The 18,175-nt window shown below is 59.5% G+C and carries 16 protein-coding genes; 12 read left to right on the plus strand and 4 right to left on the minus strand.

Translation table 11 applies throughout. The features are described 5' to 3' along the window. The first annotated feature begins 33 nt into the window (after positions 1–33). The 5 genes from AC1DD5_RS21995 (at position 34) to AC1DD5_RS22015 (ending at position 6,416) form a co-directional block, all read left to right on the plus strand. Positions 34–1,500 carry an aldehyde dehydrogenase family protein gene (locus AC1DD5_RS21995; RefSeq protein ID WP_477522770.1) on the plus strand — a complete coding sequence of 489 codons (1,467 nt, stop codon included), beginning with the start codon at positions 34–36 and terminating at the stop codon, positions 1,498–1,500. A gap of 248 nt (positions 1,501–1,748) precedes the next feature. Continuing rightward, positions 1,749–2,840, plus strand: a complete 1,092-nt coding sequence (locus AC1DD5_RS22000; RefSeq protein WP_477522771.1) for a sugar ABC transporter substrate-binding protein — start codon at positions 1,749–1,751, stop codon at positions 2,838–2,840. A 22-nt stretch (positions 2,841–2,862) separates the two neighbouring features. Continuing rightward, entirely contained in the window at positions 2,863–3,885 is a 1,023-nt protein-coding gene (locus AC1DD5_RS22005) for an ABC transporter permease (protein WP_477522772.1), read from the plus strand. Positions 3,886–3,887: 2 nt separating this feature from the next. Continuing rightward, positions 3,888–5,414, plus strand: a complete 1,527-nt coding sequence (locus tag AC1DD5_RS22010) for a sugar ABC transporter ATP-binding protein (RefSeq protein ID WP_477522773.1) — start codon at positions 3,888–3,890, stop codon at positions 5,412–5,414. Between the two features lie 3 nt (positions 5,415–5,417). Beyond that, positions 5,418–6,416, plus strand: a complete 999-nt coding sequence (locus AC1DD5_RS22015; protein WP_458106722.1) for an ABC transporter permease — start codon at positions 5,418–5,420, stop codon at positions 6,414–6,416. Positions 6,417–6,632: 216 nt separating this feature from the next. Here AC1DD5_RS22015 and AC1DD5_RS22020 read toward each other — a convergent pair whose 3' ends face one another. Beyond that, on the minus strand, positions 6,633–7,526 hold the full coding sequence (locus AC1DD5_RS22020; protein ID WP_458106721.1) for a LysR family transcriptional regulator: 894 nt from the start codon (positions 7,524–7,526) through the stop codon (positions 6,633–6,635). A 221-nt stretch (positions 7,527–7,747) separates the two neighbouring features. Here AC1DD5_RS22020 and AC1DD5_RS22025 point away from each other — a divergent pair, with 221 nt between their 5' ends. From AC1DD5_RS22025 to AC1DD5_RS22055, 7 genes are all read left to right on the plus strand, one after another. Beyond that, positions 7,748–9,169 (plus strand): NAD-dependent succinate-semialdehyde dehydrogenase, encoded by a 1,422-nt coding sequence (locus tag AC1DD5_RS22025; protein ID WP_477522774.1) that lies wholly within the window; start codon positions 7,748–7,750, stop codon positions 9,167–9,169. Next, entirely contained in the window at positions 9,166–9,549 is a 384-nt protein-coding gene (locus AC1DD5_RS22030) for a carboxymuconolactone decarboxylase family protein (RefSeq protein ID WP_458106719.1), read from the plus strand. Before AC1DD5_RS22025 ends, AC1DD5_RS22030 begins: the two co-directional genes overlap by 4 nt. Continuing rightward, entirely contained in the window at positions 9,546–10,460 is a 915-nt protein-coding gene (locus tag AC1DD5_RS22035) for an NAD(P)-dependent oxidoreductase (RefSeq protein ID WP_477522775.1), read from the plus strand. Before AC1DD5_RS22030 ends, AC1DD5_RS22035 begins: the two co-directional genes overlap by 4 nt. An 83-nt stretch (positions 10,461–10,543) precedes the next feature. Next, positions 10,544–11,653 carry a zinc-binding dehydrogenase gene (locus AC1DD5_RS22040; protein ID WP_477522776.1) on the plus strand — a complete coding sequence of 370 codons (1,110 nt, stop codon included), beginning with the start codon at positions 10,544–10,546 and terminating at the stop codon, positions 11,651–11,653. Between the two features lie 71 nt (positions 11,654–11,724). Continuing rightward, entirely contained in the window at positions 11,725–13,089 is a 1,365-nt protein-coding gene (locus AC1DD5_RS22045) for an MFS transporter (protein ID WP_477522777.1), read from the plus strand. A gap of 14 nt (positions 13,090–13,103) precedes the next feature. Beyond that, entirely contained in the window at positions 13,104–13,280 is a 177-nt protein-coding gene (locus tag AC1DD5_RS22050) for a hypothetical protein (protein WP_477522778.1), read from the plus strand. 109 nt (positions 13,281–13,389) lie between these two features. Further along, positions 13,390–13,659 carry a hypothetical protein gene (locus AC1DD5_RS22055; RefSeq protein WP_477522779.1) on the plus strand — a complete coding sequence of 90 codons (270 nt, stop codon included), beginning with the start codon at positions 13,390–13,392 and terminating at the stop codon, positions 13,657–13,659. Positions 13,660–13,853: 194 nt separating this feature from the next. On the opposite strand, the gene AC1DD5_RS22060 is transcribed toward AC1DD5_RS22055, so the two are convergent. From AC1DD5_RS22060 to AC1DD5_RS22070, 3 genes are all read right to left on the minus strand, one after another. After that, positions 13,854–15,230, minus strand: coding sequence for an MFS transporter (locus AC1DD5_RS22060; protein ID WP_477522780.1), 1,377 nt, complete (start codon positions 15,228–15,230; stop codon positions 13,854–13,856). 193 nt (positions 15,231–15,423) lie between these two features. Then, positions 15,424–16,359 carry a quinone oxidoreductase family protein gene (locus AC1DD5_RS22065; RefSeq protein WP_477522781.1) on the minus strand — a complete coding sequence of 312 codons (936 nt, stop codon included), beginning with the start codon at positions 16,357–16,359 and terminating at the stop codon, positions 15,424–15,426. Positions 16,360–16,504: 145 nt separating this feature from the next. Next, positions 16,505–17,965, minus strand: coding sequence for an NAD-dependent succinate-semialdehyde dehydrogenase (locus tag AC1DD5_RS22070; protein ID WP_477522782.1), 1,461 nt, complete (start codon positions 17,963–17,965; stop codon positions 16,505–16,507). Between the last annotated feature and the right edge of the window lie 210 nt (positions 17,966–18,175).

Consider the following 18,175-nt stretch of genomic DNA (forward strand, 5'->3'; position numbering starts at 1 on the left):
CAAACAAACGCACGACTACACCGAGGAGGAACTATGACAGTTTCAATCGAAACCACAACGCCGCACGGCCTGCACATTGACGGTGAATGGAGGCAGAGCAGCAGTGGAGAAACCATTGAAGTCCGCAACATGTCGGATGGTTCACTGTTGGGAACGGTGCCCGCCGGTACACCTGAAGACGCCCAGCATGCCCTGAACGCTGCGCAAAGGGGCGCCAAAAAATGGGCAGCGACCCCAGCCTATCGCCGGGTGGAGATTCTGATGGCTGCGGTAGCACTGATCCGGCAGCGTAAAGATGCGCTTGTGCAGTTGCTTAGCGCAGAAAACGGCAAAACTGTCGCCGACGCGGTTGTCGAGATTGACACGACCGCCCGCATTTTCGAGGGCTTCGCTCAAGAATCGCTGCGAACCTTCGGCCAGACCATCCCTTTAGACATTCAGCAGGGTTTTGAAAAGGATCTTATGTTGACCGTCCGCGAACCCCTGGGCGTCATAGTCGGTATCGTGCCGTTCAACTTTCCTGCGGAACTGTACGCGCACAAGGTCGGTGCTGCACTTGCTGCCGGGAATGCGATCGTCGTAAAGCCGCCAGAGGACGACCCCATGGTCTCTGTCCAGCTGACCGAGATCCTGCATGAGGCAGGTGTGCCTGGTGACGTTCTGCAGATAGTTACAGGGTACGGCGAGGTTGTCGGGGACTACCTGTCGAGAAGCCCGGACATTGCCGCTGTCAGCTTTACCGGCAGCAGTCGCGTCGGAGCTATTATTGCTGCGAATGCAGGTTCCAACATCGTTCGTGTTTTTCTCGAGCTCAGCGGGAATGATGCCTTCATTGTTTGTGAAGATGCCGATGTTGATTTCGCAGTTGACCAAGCGATCGCGGGTCGCATTTACACCAACGGGCAGGTGTGCGCTGCCACCAAACGGATCATGGTGGACAAGAGCCGGTACGCCGAATTTGTGGACAAACTGAGTGCCAAGGTCTCGAAGCTTTCCGTAGGCGACCAGATGGCCGAAGGCACTGATGTTGGGCCGCTGGTCAGCCTGGACGCTGCCCGGCGGGTGGAGCAACAAGTCGCTGCGGCCATCGGCGAAGGGGCAACGGTGCGTGTCGGAGGTGCTCGCCAGGACGCCTACTTCGAGCCCACGGTTCTGGAAATCTCCAAGGAAAACGCCATCGCGACAGACGAGGAAATTTTCGGGCCGGTATTCTCCATCCTGAAATTTGACAACGTCGACGAAGCAATTGAGATCACAAACGCTTCCAAGTTTGGCCTCAACGCCGGGATTTTTACGACCAATCTTCCAGTCGCTATCGACGCAGCGGTGCGCATCCAGGCTGGCACAGTTTCGATAAATGGCGGCAACGCCTATCGTCCCGATGTAGCTGCCTTTGGCGGCTACAAGAAAAGCGGTATTGGCCGCGAGGGAACCGGCTACACGCTCGAGGAGTTCACCCAGATAAAGAGCATTGTCTTGCGCGGAGTTCTGCCCTACTAGGCGCCGATTATGGGGAGTCCGCCGTTCAACACCGTCGGACTCCCCGGCAATCCTTCCTGTACATCCCTCGGGATTCCGAACACTCCCACCGATCGAACGCATCTTAAGGCGATCCCGCCCGAGAAAAGGGCGGGCGATCGGCCCTGCCCAAAAATTGCCAATGAGGCCTTAAGGCCCACCGTCCATCAACGAAGAACGGATGGAACACCCACGCCATGAACAGTTATTCCCCCTTCTCCACATCCCCTATGAGCCGGAGGACAGCCCTGCTCGGCATCGCGGCCGGGACAGTAGGGCTTTCGCTCGCGGGGTGCGGCGCCGCCCGGAACGTCGCCGAAAGCGAACAGAAAACTTACCCGGATAGCGAGCTTCTGTTGGTGTCGACTATCCACACGGCAACCAATGATTACATGCAGAACTGGTTGACCGGTTCCCGTGCCTTCGCGAAATACGCGGGTCTCCCACTCCGGATCGTCAACTCCAACCTTGATTCGCAGCAGCAGTATTCCCAGATCCAAAGTGCCATGGCCACCGGCAAGAGGGTGGTGGTCAACTTGGAGCCTCTTGCCAGTGCTGATGTTCCAGGCATCGCCCGATCTGTCGCCCGCAACGGCGGCTATGTCGTGAGCAGCTGGGATAAGCCTGATGGCATAAAGCCTGAGGACATCGGTCCTTCCTGGGTAAGTCACATGGGGTTCGACGGTGTAGCGGCCGGGGAGTACACCGCGACCCAGTTATTCGAAGCGATGGGTGGCGAGGGCGGCATCATCGCGCTGAAGGGTGTCCTTGATTCCAACGCTTCAAAGCAGCGATATGCGGGTCTTGAAAAGGCGCTGGCGGCCTACCCCGGGATCTCCTTGTTGGGGAGCGACAGCGCGAACTGGGACCGGCAGACCGCCTACACGAAGACCCAGACATTGCTCTCACGCTTTGCCGGGAAGGTTAACGGGATCTGGGCGGGCAGCGATTCTATGACGTTGGGGGCTGTGGCGGCAGCGGAAAGTGCCAGCGTTCAAGTGAAAGCAGTTGGCATTGATGGAATACAGGAGGCTCTGAAGTCTGTGAAAACGGGCGGGCCCATCGTCGCCACATGGTACTCGGACGGCTTCTACAGCGGCATGATCGGTTTAGCTATCGGCCACGCCGCTGCCACAGGCAAGCTCGACGTTTCCACCCTGCAGCCCGCGCAACGAGACGGTACATACTCACAATTCGGTGTAAGCAGAGACTCGGTGGACAAGTACCTGAAGGAACCCGACTACACCTCCCTGATGGCAGAACTCGACAAGGGACTTTTTAATCGACTGGTTGGGGGCCCCTTGCCCTCGGTCAATTCTTGAATCATCGAGCTTTGGAGCCCCAATGAGCTTACTTAAGGAAAACCCCCGGCCCACCACCACGGGTCCCCGCAAAGGCATAACTCGTACCGTCACCAAGCCAGCCGGGCAGTACGGCACGGCAGTTGCGCTTGTGATCCTTTTCGCCGCATTCTCTGTGATCAACCCCGGCTCATTCATGACCGCCGGAAATGTCATCACCATCCTCAATCAGGCGACAGTGCCCCTGATTCTGGTGACGGGTATGACATTCGTGGTTCTTTTGGGAAGCGTCGACCTCTCACTTGAAGGGACCATGGCTGCGGCCGGCATCAGTTTTGTGTTGCTGTCCCGAAATAGCGTCAACGGCAACGATTTCCAGTTGGCCGCCCTCATCATTGCGCTGATAATCGGCGTCCTCTTCGGACTTGTAACAGGTCTTATTCACAACTACCTCAAAGTTCCCAGCTTCATCCTCACGCTCGGCATGTGGTACATAGGCCTGGGTACGGCCACCATTCTCTACGGTGACGGGGCCACAACGCTCGAACCCAGCCCACTGGTGAATTGGTTTGGCAGCACCGTCTTTGGCCTCTCCAACAGTTTCTGGATCGCCGTAGGCGTGTTCTGCCTGGCCTTGGTTCTGTCCAAGTGGACCAAATTCGGGCGATACGCCTACGCCATCGGTGACAGCCAGGAAATTGCGAAGGTTGCTGGCATCAAAGTCTTCCGCTACAAAACCCTTGTATTCGTTTTCTCGGGCGCATGCGCCGCCCTAGCCGGCGTGATCGGCTCCGTGAAACTCGGCGCCGGTGTGGTGGAGGTGGGCAGCGGACAGCTGTTTTTCACGCTCACCGCCGTAGTAGTCGGCGGTACCCTGCTGAGCGGCGGCAGCGGCGGCGTGGCCAGGTCCATGTTTGCCGTACTGCTCCTTACGGTCCTCAACAACGGGTTGGTCCTTTCCGGTGTGGACCCGAGCATCCAGCAGGCCTTGTTCGGTTGCGTCATTGTCATAGCCGTTGTTCTGACGGCTCTCCGTAAACGGGATGTATTGAGGGTGGTGAAGTAGCCATGTCTGTAACACCGGCACTTGAACTAAGTGGCATCAACAAGTCTTTCGGCTCCAAGACCGTCCTGAAGGACGTTTCAATGCGGGTTGGACAGAACGAGGTCGTTGGACTGATCGGCGAGAACGGTGCCGGGAAGTCCACCCTGCTGAAACTACTCGCCGGACTGCACCAACAGGACTCGGGTGGCCTAAGAATCCACGGCATTGACCGCGAGCTGCGGAACGCATCGCACGCGGCGGAATTGGGCATCGGCGTCGTACACCAGGAGCAGTCACTTCTGACGAACCTGTCAGTGGCTGAAAATATCCACCTGGGCGGGGCGAAGAACAGGAACAAGGACGTCGGTTCATCCCTTGGCTTTCTTAATTGGAAAACCATTAACGCCCAGGCCACCAAATCACTGCGGCGCATTGGTCTGGACATGGACCCGCGGGCAATGATCGCTGACCTTACCTTCGCTCAACGTCAGATGGTCGAGATTGCCAAGGCAGTTGAAGTAGGCGAGCATGCACACGCTCTCCCCATCGTCATCCTCGACGAGCCGACGTCCGTGCTGGAGCCCGCAGAAATCAAACGCCTTTCAGGTGAAATCCAGCGCCTGCGCGAAATTGGCTCGGTTATCTTCGTATCTCACAGATTAGAAGAAGTCCTGGAGTTCACCGACCGTATATATGTTCTGCGGCACGGCAAGGTCGTCGCCGAGAGGGAGACCAAGAATGTGGACGAGGAAGAGCTCTTCGCACTGATGACGGGGCGGCAATCTGTCCGGGTCCGTGAGGACCTTCAGGATTTCGCTGAAGCCGACACGGTCCTGGAAGTCAAGAACCTGTCCACCGCAGGCGGCCTGGACGAGATCACGCTGACACTGAAGGCTGGGCAACTGCACAGCTTGGTCGGGGCCACCTCGTCGGGATGCGAGGAAGTGGTTCGCGCAATCTTCGGTGTCGAACGAGTAACCAGCGGGTCGATCAAGGTCGCTGGCCACCCGGTTGACAAGCTCACTGTACGGGAGCGGATCCGGCGGGGAATGGCTTACCTCCCCAGCGAACGAAAAGCTGAAGGCATCGTCTCCGGTATGTCAGTCACCGAGAACATAGCTCTGGCCCATCTGGATGCAACCCACGGACGGGGGCTGCGCCGGCGGAATCTGGAAGAACAGCTCAGCAACATGTGGATGGACCGCCTGGATATCCGGCCATGGGATGGCCAAGCTGCCATTGCTGAGCTCTCGGGCGGGAACCAGCAAAAGGTAGCTCTGGCAAAGTGGCTCTGTGACCCCAACCTGAAATTGCTCCTGTTGGACCGACCATTCCGGGGGCTGGACCCAGGAGCGATAGAGAGCGTAAAAGAGGCTGTGCGGCAGGCCTGCCACGGCGGAGTTGCAGTCTTGACGATCGCCGACACCCTCGAAGAAGCTCTGGAACTCGCGGACGACATCACCGTTCTCAAGGACGGTGCAGTCACAGCCTCAATCAACGTCCTGGCCGAACGGCCCTCGGTTGTAGATATCCTCGGAAAGATGGTCTGAACCATGGTGCAAACACCCACAATCGCGCGCACACCACAGGCGCTCCGGATCCGAACCAAACCCGCCGCCATCTCACTCAGTCGTCTGATGCCCGCCATCGTCCTGGTGATTTTGGTTGCCGCAATCACGGTCGTCGAGCCACAGTTCATCGGTGGTGGCGGCATACGCATCATGCTGGTGCAGTGTCTTCCACTGCTGTTCCTGGCGTGCGGACAGATGCTGGTCATGCTGCTCGGCGGAATTGACCTTTCCAACGCCGCCATGGGTGTTCTCGCGGCAGTCCTTGTCGCTTCGTGGCTTGGTCCTCTGGGCTGGTTGGCCCCGGTGCTGACGCTGCTTGTGGTCGCAGCCATCGGCTCTCTCAGCGGCTGGCTTAGTGGGTACTTTCAAGTGCCAACGTTTGCCGTCACTCTCGGAGCGATGGGTGTCTGGCAGGCCGCAGCCCTCCTGATCTCGGATCAAACCACAGTGTCTATAAATCAGAACCTCGAAATCATTGGGTGGGTCCTGGACGTGCGGTTCCTGGGCTTGGAGGCCGGAGTTTGGCTGGGAGCCCTGGTTGTTGCCGGCATCTGGTTCATGACAAGCCGGACCTCGTTAGGTCAGGAACTAAAAGCCGTCGGACTAAACGAGCGCACCGCGATCCTGTCGGGAATCTCGAATTTGAAAACAAGAACCCTGGTCCACTGCGCCTCCGGGTTCTTGGCAGGTCTCGCCGGTTTGATCCTGACAGCCCAACAAGGCACAGCGACCGCTACTGGAGCGGGTGTCGGTCTCCTACTGCCGTCCATAGCCGCGGCGATCATCGGGGGATGTGCAGTGGCCGGAGGAATTTCACGCCCTGTGAATGTGGCCTTCGGGGCCTGTATCGTGACGCTGGTTCCCATCGGCGCTGCAGCGATCGGCATTGATCCGCGCATTCAGTACGTCGTCTTTGGCCTGATCATCGTCTTGGCGGTCGCAGCATCCATCGATAGAAGCAGCAGGACCCCCGTCTACTAGAATGTGCTACTCCGTTTCTGCTGGTGGCCCCGACCCATGGGCGGGGTCATCAGCAGATCATCATGTCTTTGGCAAGAATCTGCCAACGCACCTGATTAGCTGCATAAAACAAAGGAACGCCAGCCCCTGACAGCCCCTGACAGCACCTGAAAAGGATTCCTGTACTTGTCAAGGACGGCTCCGAAGCCCCTGCTCTATGCCCGTCTGAGATGCAATTCAGGCCGCGGGGGAAACCTTTAGCGGAGCCTCGCCCTGGTGTGTCTTCAGTTCCTCAATGAAGGCTCTAAGGTTCGCTGATCTGCAGTCCTTTCGCCAGGTCAGCCACGTTTCGGCTGCCCCCAGTGGACCGGCAATGGCATGCTCCCTAACTCCCTCGGCCCCAGGAAGGGTGGCGAGAAGTGAGGCTGGGATCATGCTGATCCCAGCACCTGCCGCTACACACGCGAGCATGCTGTAGTAGGAGGAGATCTCCACAAACTTTCCCGGGACAATGTTCTCCGCTTCCAGCCAATCTTCGAAGCGTTGCCGATAGGAACAGATCCGGCCGAAAACGAAAACGGTGGGGTGCGTTGCCTTATAGTCCTCGTCAATGTGGTGGACTGTTTGGGGTGTGATGATCCGAAGTTCTTCATCAAAGGCCTTGATCCCGGTCAGGGCCGGAACAGCCGGGCGCCCGTCGGTGAAGGCAGCTGCCAACTGCCCGTTCAGCAGACTGTCGAAAAGGGGACCTGAGGAATTCGCGTCCAGTTCCAACTCAATGGCAGGGTAGCTCAGGTGAAAGGCCGCAAGTATCGGCGGAATTCGGACTGCGGCTGTACTTTCCAGGGCTCCAAGACGGAAGCGTCCGCGCGGTTCGCCGCGGGTGGAGAAGTTTTTGGCTTCGTTGGTCATGTCGATGATGTTGCGTGCGTACTCAAGGAAGAGTTCCCCGTCGGCAGACAGAGAACTCTGACGCTTGTCTCGAATGAGGAGTTGGACGCCGAGCTCTCTTTCGAGCTGCTGCACACGGGTCGAGACGTTGGAAGGTACACGCAGCAACTTCGCTGCGGCCTTCGTGATACTGCCCGTCTCCGCTACCGCGATAAAAATTTCCAGCTGTGAGATCTCCATCGTTCTCCCTGAGAGATGTTCGGCACCACGTTTGTCCCAAAGGGAAGCATGACATGCCGTCAGAGACATGAGCAACTGAAGTCCGCGACTTCCGCCTAGCTCGATGTTTGATGATGAGCGTTCTCTTTGGGAGAACTGACGCTTCGCGATCTTCTTCTTTATTGAACTCTTTTAAGTTCCTAGTCTGTTGTAAGTCCCATCACACGACAGAAGGAATTTTTGTGGGAACCATCGAAGTTGCCCTCGCACGATCCGTAAATCCCGCCTCGGGAGAAACCGTCGCAAGCTATCCGTTCCTGGACTCGGACGGGGTCACCTCAGCAGTGGAGCAGGCCGCCAAGGGCTTTGCCATATGGCGCGAAAGCCTGCCTTCCGAACGAGCCGACGTTTTCCGGCGGCTCGCTGCGTTGCTCCGGCGCGATACCGAGCATGTGGCCTCTATCATCACGCAGGAAATGGGCAAACCGGTTACGCAGGCACAGGCCGAGGTCCTCAAATGCGCAACCATGTTGGACTGGTATGCCGACAACGGGCCGGCCATGCTCGAAGACCAGGGGACCAGCATCGGACCCGAGGCCTATATCTCCTACTTGCCTACAGGTACCATTTTGGCCGTTATGCCATGGAACTTTCCCGTGTGGCAGGTGTTCAGGGGAGCGGTTCCGATTATCCTCGGAGGTAACGGCTACCTGCTGAAGCCCGCGTCGAACGTGGTCGGCTGCGCTTACGCTATCCAGTCACTCTGGGAAGAAGCAGGCCTGCCCGTCGGGACATTCCAGGTGGTAAACGCCGAGAGGGAGCGCATCCCCGGCATCATCCACGACTCCCGCATCACAGGAGTGGCCGTTACAGGCGGAACCGCGGCCGGGCAGAGCGTCGCGGCAGAGGCTGGCAGGGCTATCAAAAAGGTGATTCTTGAACTGGGCGGATCTGACCCGTTCATCGTCCTAGCTGATGCCGACCTCGACAAAGCCGCCGACGCGGCCGCCTCGGGCCGGATGGTCAACGCAGGGCAGGTTTGCATCTCTGCCAAGCGCATCATCGTCGAACGCAGCGTGGCCGAGGAATTCACAACCTTGCTCACCTCGAAGATCCAGGCGCTCAAAGTGGGCGACCCGAGGGACCCCTCGACCGAGATCGGGCCAATGGCGAAGGAGGAGGCCATGCATGAGGTCGATGACCAGGTTCGCCGCAGTATCAGCGAGGGTGCACGGCTCCTTGCCGGCGGCCACCGTCTCGCGGGCGCAGGCAACTTCTATGCCCCCACCGTCCTCGCCGATGTTACTGAGACCATGACGGCGTTCCGCGAAGAAATCTTCGGGCCGGTGGCCACCGTCATCACCGCAAATGATGCCGACGACGCCCTTGCCAAAGCCAACAACTCCGAATTTGGACTTAGCGCAGCCATCTGGACTGCCAACAGCACCACAGCACGGGCCATGGCCCGCCGCCTTGACGCAGGGGGAGTTTTCATCAACGCCCTGTCCGTCTCGGATCCCCGCATCCCCATCGGCGGTGTAAAGAAGAGCGGCTTCGGTCGCGAGCTGTCCTACTTCGGCGTCCACGAGTTCACCAACGTGCAGGCCGTATGGGACAAAACCCCCGCTGCATCAACCACCAGCGTGAACGGAATCGTCGAATGAACCAGGAACTGTTCGAAAAAGGCCTCGCCACCCGCCGGGAGGTCCTCGGAGATAAATACGTTCAAAAGAGCCTCGACAGCGCCGATGACTTTTCGATGCCTATGCAGGAACTTGTCACTCAGTTTTGCTGGGGCGATGTATGGAACCGGCCCGGCTTGGAGCGGACCCAGCGCAGCCTCATCAACCTCGCCATGATCAGTGCCCTGAACCGCCCTCACGAACTTAAAGTCCATGTCCGGGGTGCCCTCCGCAACGGCGTCACCAAGGATCAAATTCAGGAAGTTTTCCTCCAGGTGAGTATCTACTGCGGCGCGCCTGCAGCCTTGGAGAGCTTCCGCCTCGCCCGCGAAGTATTCCGTGACATGGACGACGAAGCATGAGCACGATCGGATTCATCGGACTGGGCAATATGGGCTTTCCCATGGCCGGCAGGCTCGCCGACGCCGGCCATCGGCTTCTCGTCACGGATCGCGACGAGGACCTCGTCCAACGTTTCGCTACGGTCCACGAGACTGCGGAACCGGTGACGGGATACGGCCGCAGTTGGCAGCATGCGGACATTGTAATTACGATGTTGCCCAACTCCGCCGCCGTCGAACAGGTCCTGCTCGGCGACGACATTCTGGAGCGGGTTCCTCTAAACACCTTGTTCATCGACATGTCTTCCTCGGAGCCGCTGCGCTCACGAGCCCTTGCCTCCACGCTGGAGAGCAAAGGCTTCCGATACCTTGACGCCCCTGTTTCCGGCGGAGTGAGGGGTGCGCAGACAGGCGAACTCGCCATCATGGTCGGCGGCCGCTGGCAGGACCTTGACCAGGCGACGGAGCTTTTCGAGGCCTTGGGAAAGTCCCTCATCCACGTCGGTGACGCAGGAGCCGGCCACGCAGCAAAAGCACTTAACAACCTGGTGTCCGCGGCCAGCATTGTCGCTACAGTGGAGGCACTCCGTATCGGCACGGCATTCGGCATCAGCCCTGACGCCCTGACTGACGTCTTGAACGCCTCCTCCGGACGCAGCAATACTTCAGAGAATAAGGTGCGGCAGTTTATGCTCAGCAGCACCTACAGTTCAGGCTTCCCCATCGGTCTCATGACAAAAGACATCCGCATAGCCACCGCACTCGGAGCCTCTCTCGGAGTCGACTCCCCGTTCAGCGGCGATTGCCAGCAACTCTGGGAGGCCGCCGTCAAAGCAGGCTTCGCCGCTGAAGACCACACGAAGATGTACGAACTCCTCGGAAAAGAGAACTCTCCCAGTTCTTCGGCAAAAGAAACTCGAATAAGCGCTTGATACATGGCGACCACAATCTAATGGTCCCCGCAGACTGCAGTTTAACGTGCACCCTGAAGCACCCTAGTCCGAAAGAGGAATCCATGCGTGAAACAATGCACGGCAAAGTGGCCGTGATGACGAATCCCCGCGAATTGTCCTTCGCTGAATACCCCGTTCCGCAACCGGGGCCGGGAGACGTAGTCATGAGAGTCTCCCGCGCCAACGTGTGCGGTTCCGAACTACACATCTGGAACGGCAAGCATCCCGTAAAGAAGCGCGGCGGGTTGGGCCACGAAATGGTCGGCACCGTCGAGGCCCTCGGCCATGGCCGGGATGTCGACAACGCCGGTCAACCCCTTGCAGTCGGAGACCGCATCGTCGCCACATACTTCCAAACCTGCGACAGGTGTGCCCAGTGCCTGGGTGGGCAACCTAATCTCTGTGACAACGCCTACGAATTCTTCAGTAAGCAACCCGAAGAAGCCCCTCACTTCCACGCAGCTTTCGGTACCCACTACTACATCCACGCCCGCCAACACATCTACAAAGTCCCCGACACTTTGACGAACGCAATCGCCGCCAGCGCCAACTGCGCCCTTTCGCAAGTCATGTTCGGCATTGACCAGATCGGCCTGCAGTACGGCGAGACGCTCCTTGTACAGGGCGCCGGAGGCCTGGGACTGAACGCGGTGGCTGTGGCCAAGGAACGCGGCGCACAAGTCATCGTGATCGACGCTGTACAGAACCGCCTCGAACAGGCGATAGCCTTCGGAGCCGATCACACTATTAACATCACCGAAGTGACTTCGGTCGGGGACCGTATCGCCAACATCCAGTCCTGGACCTGCGGCCGAGGACCCGACGTTGCACTGGAAGTTACAGGCGTCCCGGCGGCCTTCGCTGAAGGCCTCCAGCAAATCCGGCGCGGCGGCCGGTACCTCGTCATGGGCAACCTCTCACCTGGTCAGACTGTCCCGTTCGACCCGGGCTACGTCACCCGTAAAGCCCTGACCATCAAACACGTAGACCGCTACCAAGGACGATACCTGCACAAGGCCCTCGACTTCCTTACCCGGCATCGGGACAAATATCCCTTTGAACACCTCGTCGATTCCGTCTTCACCCTGGACCAAGTCGAAACCGCCCTCGAAAAATCGCTGGCAAGGGAAGTAACCCGGGCAGCCATCACCATGGAAACCCTGCCGGTCTGACCTCCCCCAAGCTTGACCCGCCCCACACTATCGCCGGGACACAGCCGTCCCGGCCCTTGAACGGAACACACATGACCACCACAGCAAAGACGCTTACGCCGGACCAGGTCCGCCGTAAAAGCCTGATTTCCGGCACGGTCGGCGCCATCATCGAATGGTACGAATACACCGTCTACGGAACCGCCGCCGCACTTGTCTTCGGCACTCTGTTCTTCCCTTCCTCTGAACCAGGCGTTTCACAGATCGCGGCCTTAGCCAGCTTTGGTGTGGGATTCCTGGCCCGGCCTGTCGGGGCATTCGTCTCCGGCCACTTGGGTGACAGGATCGGGCGCAAGTCCACCTTGATCCTGACTTTCCTCATCATGAGCGGCTCCACCGCGGCCATTGGACTGCTCCCCACCTACCAGAGTGTCGGATTCTGGGCACCTGTGCTGCTGTGCATTCTCCGCCTCACCCAAGGATTCGCGGTCGGCGGCGAATGGGGCGGTGCAGCGATCATAGCGGTCGAGAATGCGCCGAAGGGACGCCGCGGCTTCTTCGGATCCTGGCCGCAGATCGGGGTCTCCTGCGGACTGCTGCTGGGCACCGCGGCCGTGGCCGTTTCCCAGACAATTTCGGGCGATCAGTTCATTAACTGGGGATGGCGCCTGCCGTTCCTCGTCAGCGTGCTGCTGGCCGCCGTCGGCCTCTACATCCGCCTCAACGCCAGCGAAAGCCCGGCCTTCCTCGCTGCCAAAGCTGAAGCGGAACGCAAGCAGGAAAAGCAAAAAGCGCCGATTCCAGTGGTGTTCAAGGAACACCGGAAGTCGCTCGTCATTGCGCTCTTCTCGCGTTTCGCCGAGGCAGGAAATTACTACCTCTTCACCGTCTTCCTGCTCTCCTATGTGGCCACGACCCTCAAGCTCCCGGCCTCCTACGGTGTTGTGGCCGTCATGATCGGCTCGGCCCTGAATATCGCGATGATCCCGACATTCGGAGCCATATCGGACCGCATTGGGCGAAAGAACACCTTCTTCTTCGGGGCCGGTGTCATCATCGTCAGTGCCTGGCCCATCTTTGCCCTGATCCAGACCGGCCAGCAATGGGCCATCATCCTTGGCGTCGCGATCTTCCTGGCCCTTGGTCACGCAGCCGTCTACTCAGTATTGCCGGCCTTCTACTGTGAACTCTTCCCCACGGAGGTCCGGTACACCGGCATTTCGGTGGGCTACCAGACAGCGGCCATTCTCCTCGCCGGCTTCACGCCCGTCATCGCCAGCGCCCTCGTCCTCTGGTCCGGCGGAACATGGCCACTCGTCGCAATCATCGTCGTCACCACCTTGATTGCAGCTGCAGCAGTCTCCGCAGCCAGGGAGTCCAAAGACCTCGATCTCGACACCATCGGTAAAGCCGATCGCACAGCGGGCGCAGCAGTGCTTCGTGACGCCCGGAACTGAGAAGAGCCCCGAGAATGACGAGTTTCGCACTTACCATTGCAGCTCTCTTCAAAGAGGCAGCAGCCGCTTACTCAGAATACGCACACCAGCATCTAGAGCTGCTCACCGCTGAAGGCCTGCGGGCGCACCCGTCTCAGACCGCCGCCACCGAACAGCTCAACCAGGAGAAAGAGTCGCGGGGAACCTCGTAGATACTGTGTCACCAAAGCGCTCACTGTTTGGGAGGCTCACAACGTGCAAGTAGGCCCTCAACCCCGCGTGGAACCCTCATTTCATCGACATGCAAGAGTAAGGGCATTCATGGAGACCTTCACCGATCTACCAATCACTGTTGCCGTGCCTGACCGTTCCAGCATGGAAGACCGGCTCGATGAGGCGGTCACCGTCGCCCAAGCGGAGGCAATACGAAACGGGCGCCAAGGAATTCTCGTTACGCGACATTCCTACAATTTGTTTACCGTCGACTTGAGCGACGACGTGCCCTTTGGACTAAGCCGCGAAAAGCAAGAATGCGACATCCAAGTGTGCGGTGTGCAGGACGGCTTTGGTCACAGAAGCGACCATCGCTAATTGCTTTCTCGATCTCCGGGCCTACTGCAAGACCTCATTCGTCGCAACGAGCCCCTCGGTTCCGGACTTTCGCAGTGCTTCGGGTATCACGGTTCGTCTTACACCGTATATGTGACGCAGCATGGATTTGACAGGCTGCTGTCCGTTGAATCTGCACAGTTAGGCTTCCTCGCTTATGAATCATCTTGCCCGGCTCAGATGGCTTGTCGCTCCGAAGGGTCGCGCAACAGCAATAGCATGACCGAGGCGAGGAGGACGAGGGCGGCGGCGACTTGAAAGTTGAGTAGAAGTCCGGTCATGAAATCCGGCTGCAGGCTGAGTGTGGCACCGAAAGCGGCGATGCCTAGGGCGCCGCCCAGTTGCCTTGCTGAATTGAGGACTCCTCCGGCGGTTCCCGCACGGTGGGCAGGTGCGCGGTCCACGATGAGGGCGGTGAGCGGGGGAACAGTAAACGACCCACCAACACCAATGGGGACCATCACGAGGGCAACGATGGCGATAGGCGTGTTTGTCGGTAGCAGGCTAAGGGCCACAAGTCCGGTCGCTACGCTGGCTTGACCGCCAACTATGGTCCGCAGTTTGCCGAATCGTTCCATGGCGCGCGCAACCAGGGGATTGAGGAGGACGACAAGCAAGCTCATGGGGAGGAAAAGCAGCCCTGTGGTCAGGGGGTCCAGGGCTCGGTGTTGCTGGAAGTACAGGCTTTGTAGGAAGACAACGCCACAGAACGCCGCCATGTTCACAAAGGCAACACTGAGCCCGAGTACGGCGGCGGGCGAGCTGAAGAGAGTCAGTGGAATCATGGGGTGCCGTCCCCGAACTTGCGAGACTATGAAAACGACACAACCAACAATTCCGAGGGCAAAGGACCCGAGGACTTGTGCATGTTCGTAACCATGGTCTGCTCCTTCGATGATGCCAAAGGTCAGTCCACCGATTCCCAACATGACAGTTGTTTGTCCTGTCCAATCAAAAGGCCTCGGCTGCTCTGCGGACCTAGGGACCTTGGTCAAAAGCGCGAGGGCAATAGCACCGACGGGAATGTTGATGAGGAAGATGAGGCGCCAGTCCGATTGGGTGAGAGCACCGCCTATTACCGGGCCGGCAGCGGTAGCGATCGAGCCTCCCAACGCCCACCTGACGATCGCTTTTCCTCGCTCCGTGGCCTCTGGGAAGGACTCCCGAATCAACCCAAGGGAGCTCGGGGTCATCATCGCGGCACCCAGCCCTTGCAGAATTCTCCCGACTATTAGGAGAGTCAGTGACGGTGCGAGAGCACAGGCCATTGAGGCGCCGATGAAGATGGCAATACCGATCCCGAACGTGCGCCTAGCTCCAATGCCGTCCGAGAGGGTCCCGCAGAACAGTTGAAGCGCAGAAAAAGTGATCAGGTAGCCTGTCACGACCCATTGAAGTCCAGCTAAGCCGCCACCAAAGCTGGTTCGGATGTCCGGTAGGGCTACATTAACAATCTGTGCGTCCAGCGAGATGATGAAGAATCCCACCATTGCGACCGCGAGCGGTGCTATCGGTGACGATGATCGGATGGGGTGTTCGGTTGTGACGGGCACCGTGTCTCCTGCTGGTGTAAGTACGATCTTTAGCTGTATTTATTGCCCTTTTTGGAGCGTTGCCTGGTGAAGAGTATCTAGGGAGCCGGGTGTGGTGGTCCGTTGGCCTCCGGACGCCGTACAGCTGTGCTGCACGGCTGGCCGAACCCGGCGTAGGAACCGGAAGGAAGCTGAACGTATCTGGATACTGGCGTTAGAAGGTCAGAACCAGACGGCCTCGAATGCCGCCGGCTTCGATCGCGCGATGTGCCGCGGCCGCTTCCTCGGCCGGGTAGCTTCTGGCGACTCGCGGGGTAAGAACGCCTTTCTCGATGCTTTGCCTCAGTTTCGTCAAGAGGTCCACCCGGCCAGCGCCCTGGCTAACAGAGATGTGTTCCTTCCGGATTCCCCGCCCGGGGTCTCCGCTCCACGCCCGGACGATCACCATTGTTCCTCCGTCGGCAATGGCAGGAACGACTGCACCATTCTGCAGGGAGGCGTCCAACAAGCCGGACACGCCGGTAGGTTGAATATCCCGAATACGTTCGGCGACGTCCGCCCCGCGCCGGACTATATGGTGCGCACCCAGTCCTCGAACAAGTGCTTCGTCCGCTTCGGAAGCATCCGCAATGATTTGGAGCCCAGCTGCCCGCGCGAGCTGAATGACGTATCCGCCGAGTGCCCCGGCCGCACCGGTCACCGCGATTGACGTACCTCTCGCGAGAGCCAAGGTGTCAAGGGCCATGACAGCAGTGAGTCCGTTCATCGGGAGCGTAGCGGCGGCGAGGCTGTCTATCCCTTTCGGCGTTGGTAATACCTGGAGGGCTTTGACGATGACCTGTTCAGCGTAAGCGCCTCCACACTGGCCGAACGGAAGAATGATCGCTGTGACATCTTGGCCGACGCTCAGGGATACTCCTTCGCCAACCTCATCAATCGTTCCAGCAGCCTCCATGCCGACGACGTAAGGCCGTTCCAACGCCGTCATGGCATGCTGACTCATGCCGGTGCGGGCCATCGTGTCTGCGGGGTTGACGGTGGCTGCCCGCACACGGATGCGGACCTCTCCCGGCCCGGGGTGCTGCTCTGGACGGTCGAATACGTGCAGGACTTCAGGCCCTCCGAACTTACTAAATCCAATGGCCTTCACTGAGGAGGACTCCTTTTGACTGAGGGCCGGTGGACGTTCCGCAAACGGGCGCACCACCGTCGGTGTCTATTTTTGCCGTCGGTTCGCCTGGCCTTGCCGGTGGCATAAGGCGCAAAGGCGCGGCTCGGTCAGGTTTGTGGTGGTTTTAGAGTTGGATTCCGGTGTATTTGGTTTCTTGGTAGGCCTCGAGGCCTTCGGTGCCGCCTTCGCGGTGGAGTCCGGATTGGTTGGTTCCGCCGAAGGGTGCTGCGGGGTTGGAGACGAGTCCGCGGTTGATGCCGGTCATGCCGGCGTCGATTGCGTCGGCGACGCGCAGTGCGCGTGAGAGGTTCTCGGTGAAGACATAGGACGCCAACCCGTAGGGGGTGTTGTTGGCTTCGTGAATGGCTTCGTCGTCGGTATCGAAGATGTAGATCGCTGCGACGGGACCGAAGATTTCCTCGGTCCGGATGTCCGCGTTGGCGGGGATATTGGTCAGTACGGTGGCCGGGTAGTAGTAGCCGGTGCCTTCCTGGGGGGTTCCGCCGGTGAGGAGGGTGGCTCCCTTGCTGATGGCGTCTGTGACGAGCGCGTGGACGGTAGCCCGTTGCTTGTCATCGATTAGCGGACCGAGCGTGGTGACGGGGTCGTGGCCGTCGCCGGTGGTGCTTGCGGCCATGCGCTCGGTGAAGCGGGCGATGAATTCGTCCGCGATGCCTGATTGGACGTAGATGCGGTTGGCGGCGACGCAGGATTGGCCTCCGTTGCGGAGTTTGGCGAGCATGGCACCTTCGAGTGCCTTGTCGAGATCGGCGTCGTCGAAGACGATCAGGGGCGCGTTGCCGCCTAATTCCATGGACGTATTCATGACGTTCTCTGCGGCCTGGGAGAGTAGGGTCTTGCCGACCGGGGTGGAGCCGGTGAAGGAGACTTTCCGGACGCGCTGGTCGGCCATGATCGCGCCGATTACGCAGCGGGAGTTGCCGGTGACGATGACGTTTACGACTCCGGCGGGGGTGCCGGCCTCCTGCAGGACTTGGGCCAGGAGCAGGGAGGTCAAGGGGGTCTGCACGGCAGGATTGAGGACAGTGGTGCATCCGGCCGCGAGGGCGGGGGCGATCTTCCGTGCGCCCATGGCGAGCGGAAAGTTCCAGGGGGTGATCAGCAGGGACGGTCCGACAGGGCGTTTCGAGGCGGCAATGCGGTACTGGCCGCCGGGTTCGACGCCGTACTGGCCTTCGGTGTGTATCCGGCCGGCGGATTCGGCGAACCAGCGGAAGAACCCGGCACCGTAGTCGACTTCCGTCTGGGCTTCGGACCAGGGTTTGCCCATTTCGTCCACGATCAGTCGCGCGAACTCATCGCGCCGGGCCAGGATGCCTTCGTAGGTGCGGAAGAGGATGTTGGCGCGGTCCCGTGCTGGGGTCGCGGCCCATGAATCTTGGGCTGCGACGGCAGCATCCACGGCTGCCAGCCCATCCTCGGCCGAAGCATCCGCCACCGCTGCGAAGGCCTCGCCGGTGGCTGGGTTGATGACGGGCACTGTCCGGCCCTCGGTGGGCGGGACCCATGCTCCGCCGATGAGCAGCCGGTCCTCATGTTGAAGGACTGGAGTGTAAGTACTCAATGGATTTCCTTTGTATTCAAAATCAGCGGTCGTCTGAGACGTCTAGACGGTAGCCAGTTGTGGGGTGAGCCAGTTTTGGAAGCGGTTGCCGTGGGTGACGGGGTCGATGAGGAGGAGTTTGGTGCCTGGTTCGTTGCCGGGTTCGGTGCGGGTGTGGATGAACCAGGGGCCGTCTTCGGTGAGGGTTTGTTTCAGGGCGAGGGACAGTTC

The sequence above is a fragment of the Paenarthrobacter sp. 10L420 genome, assembly GCF_056395385.1.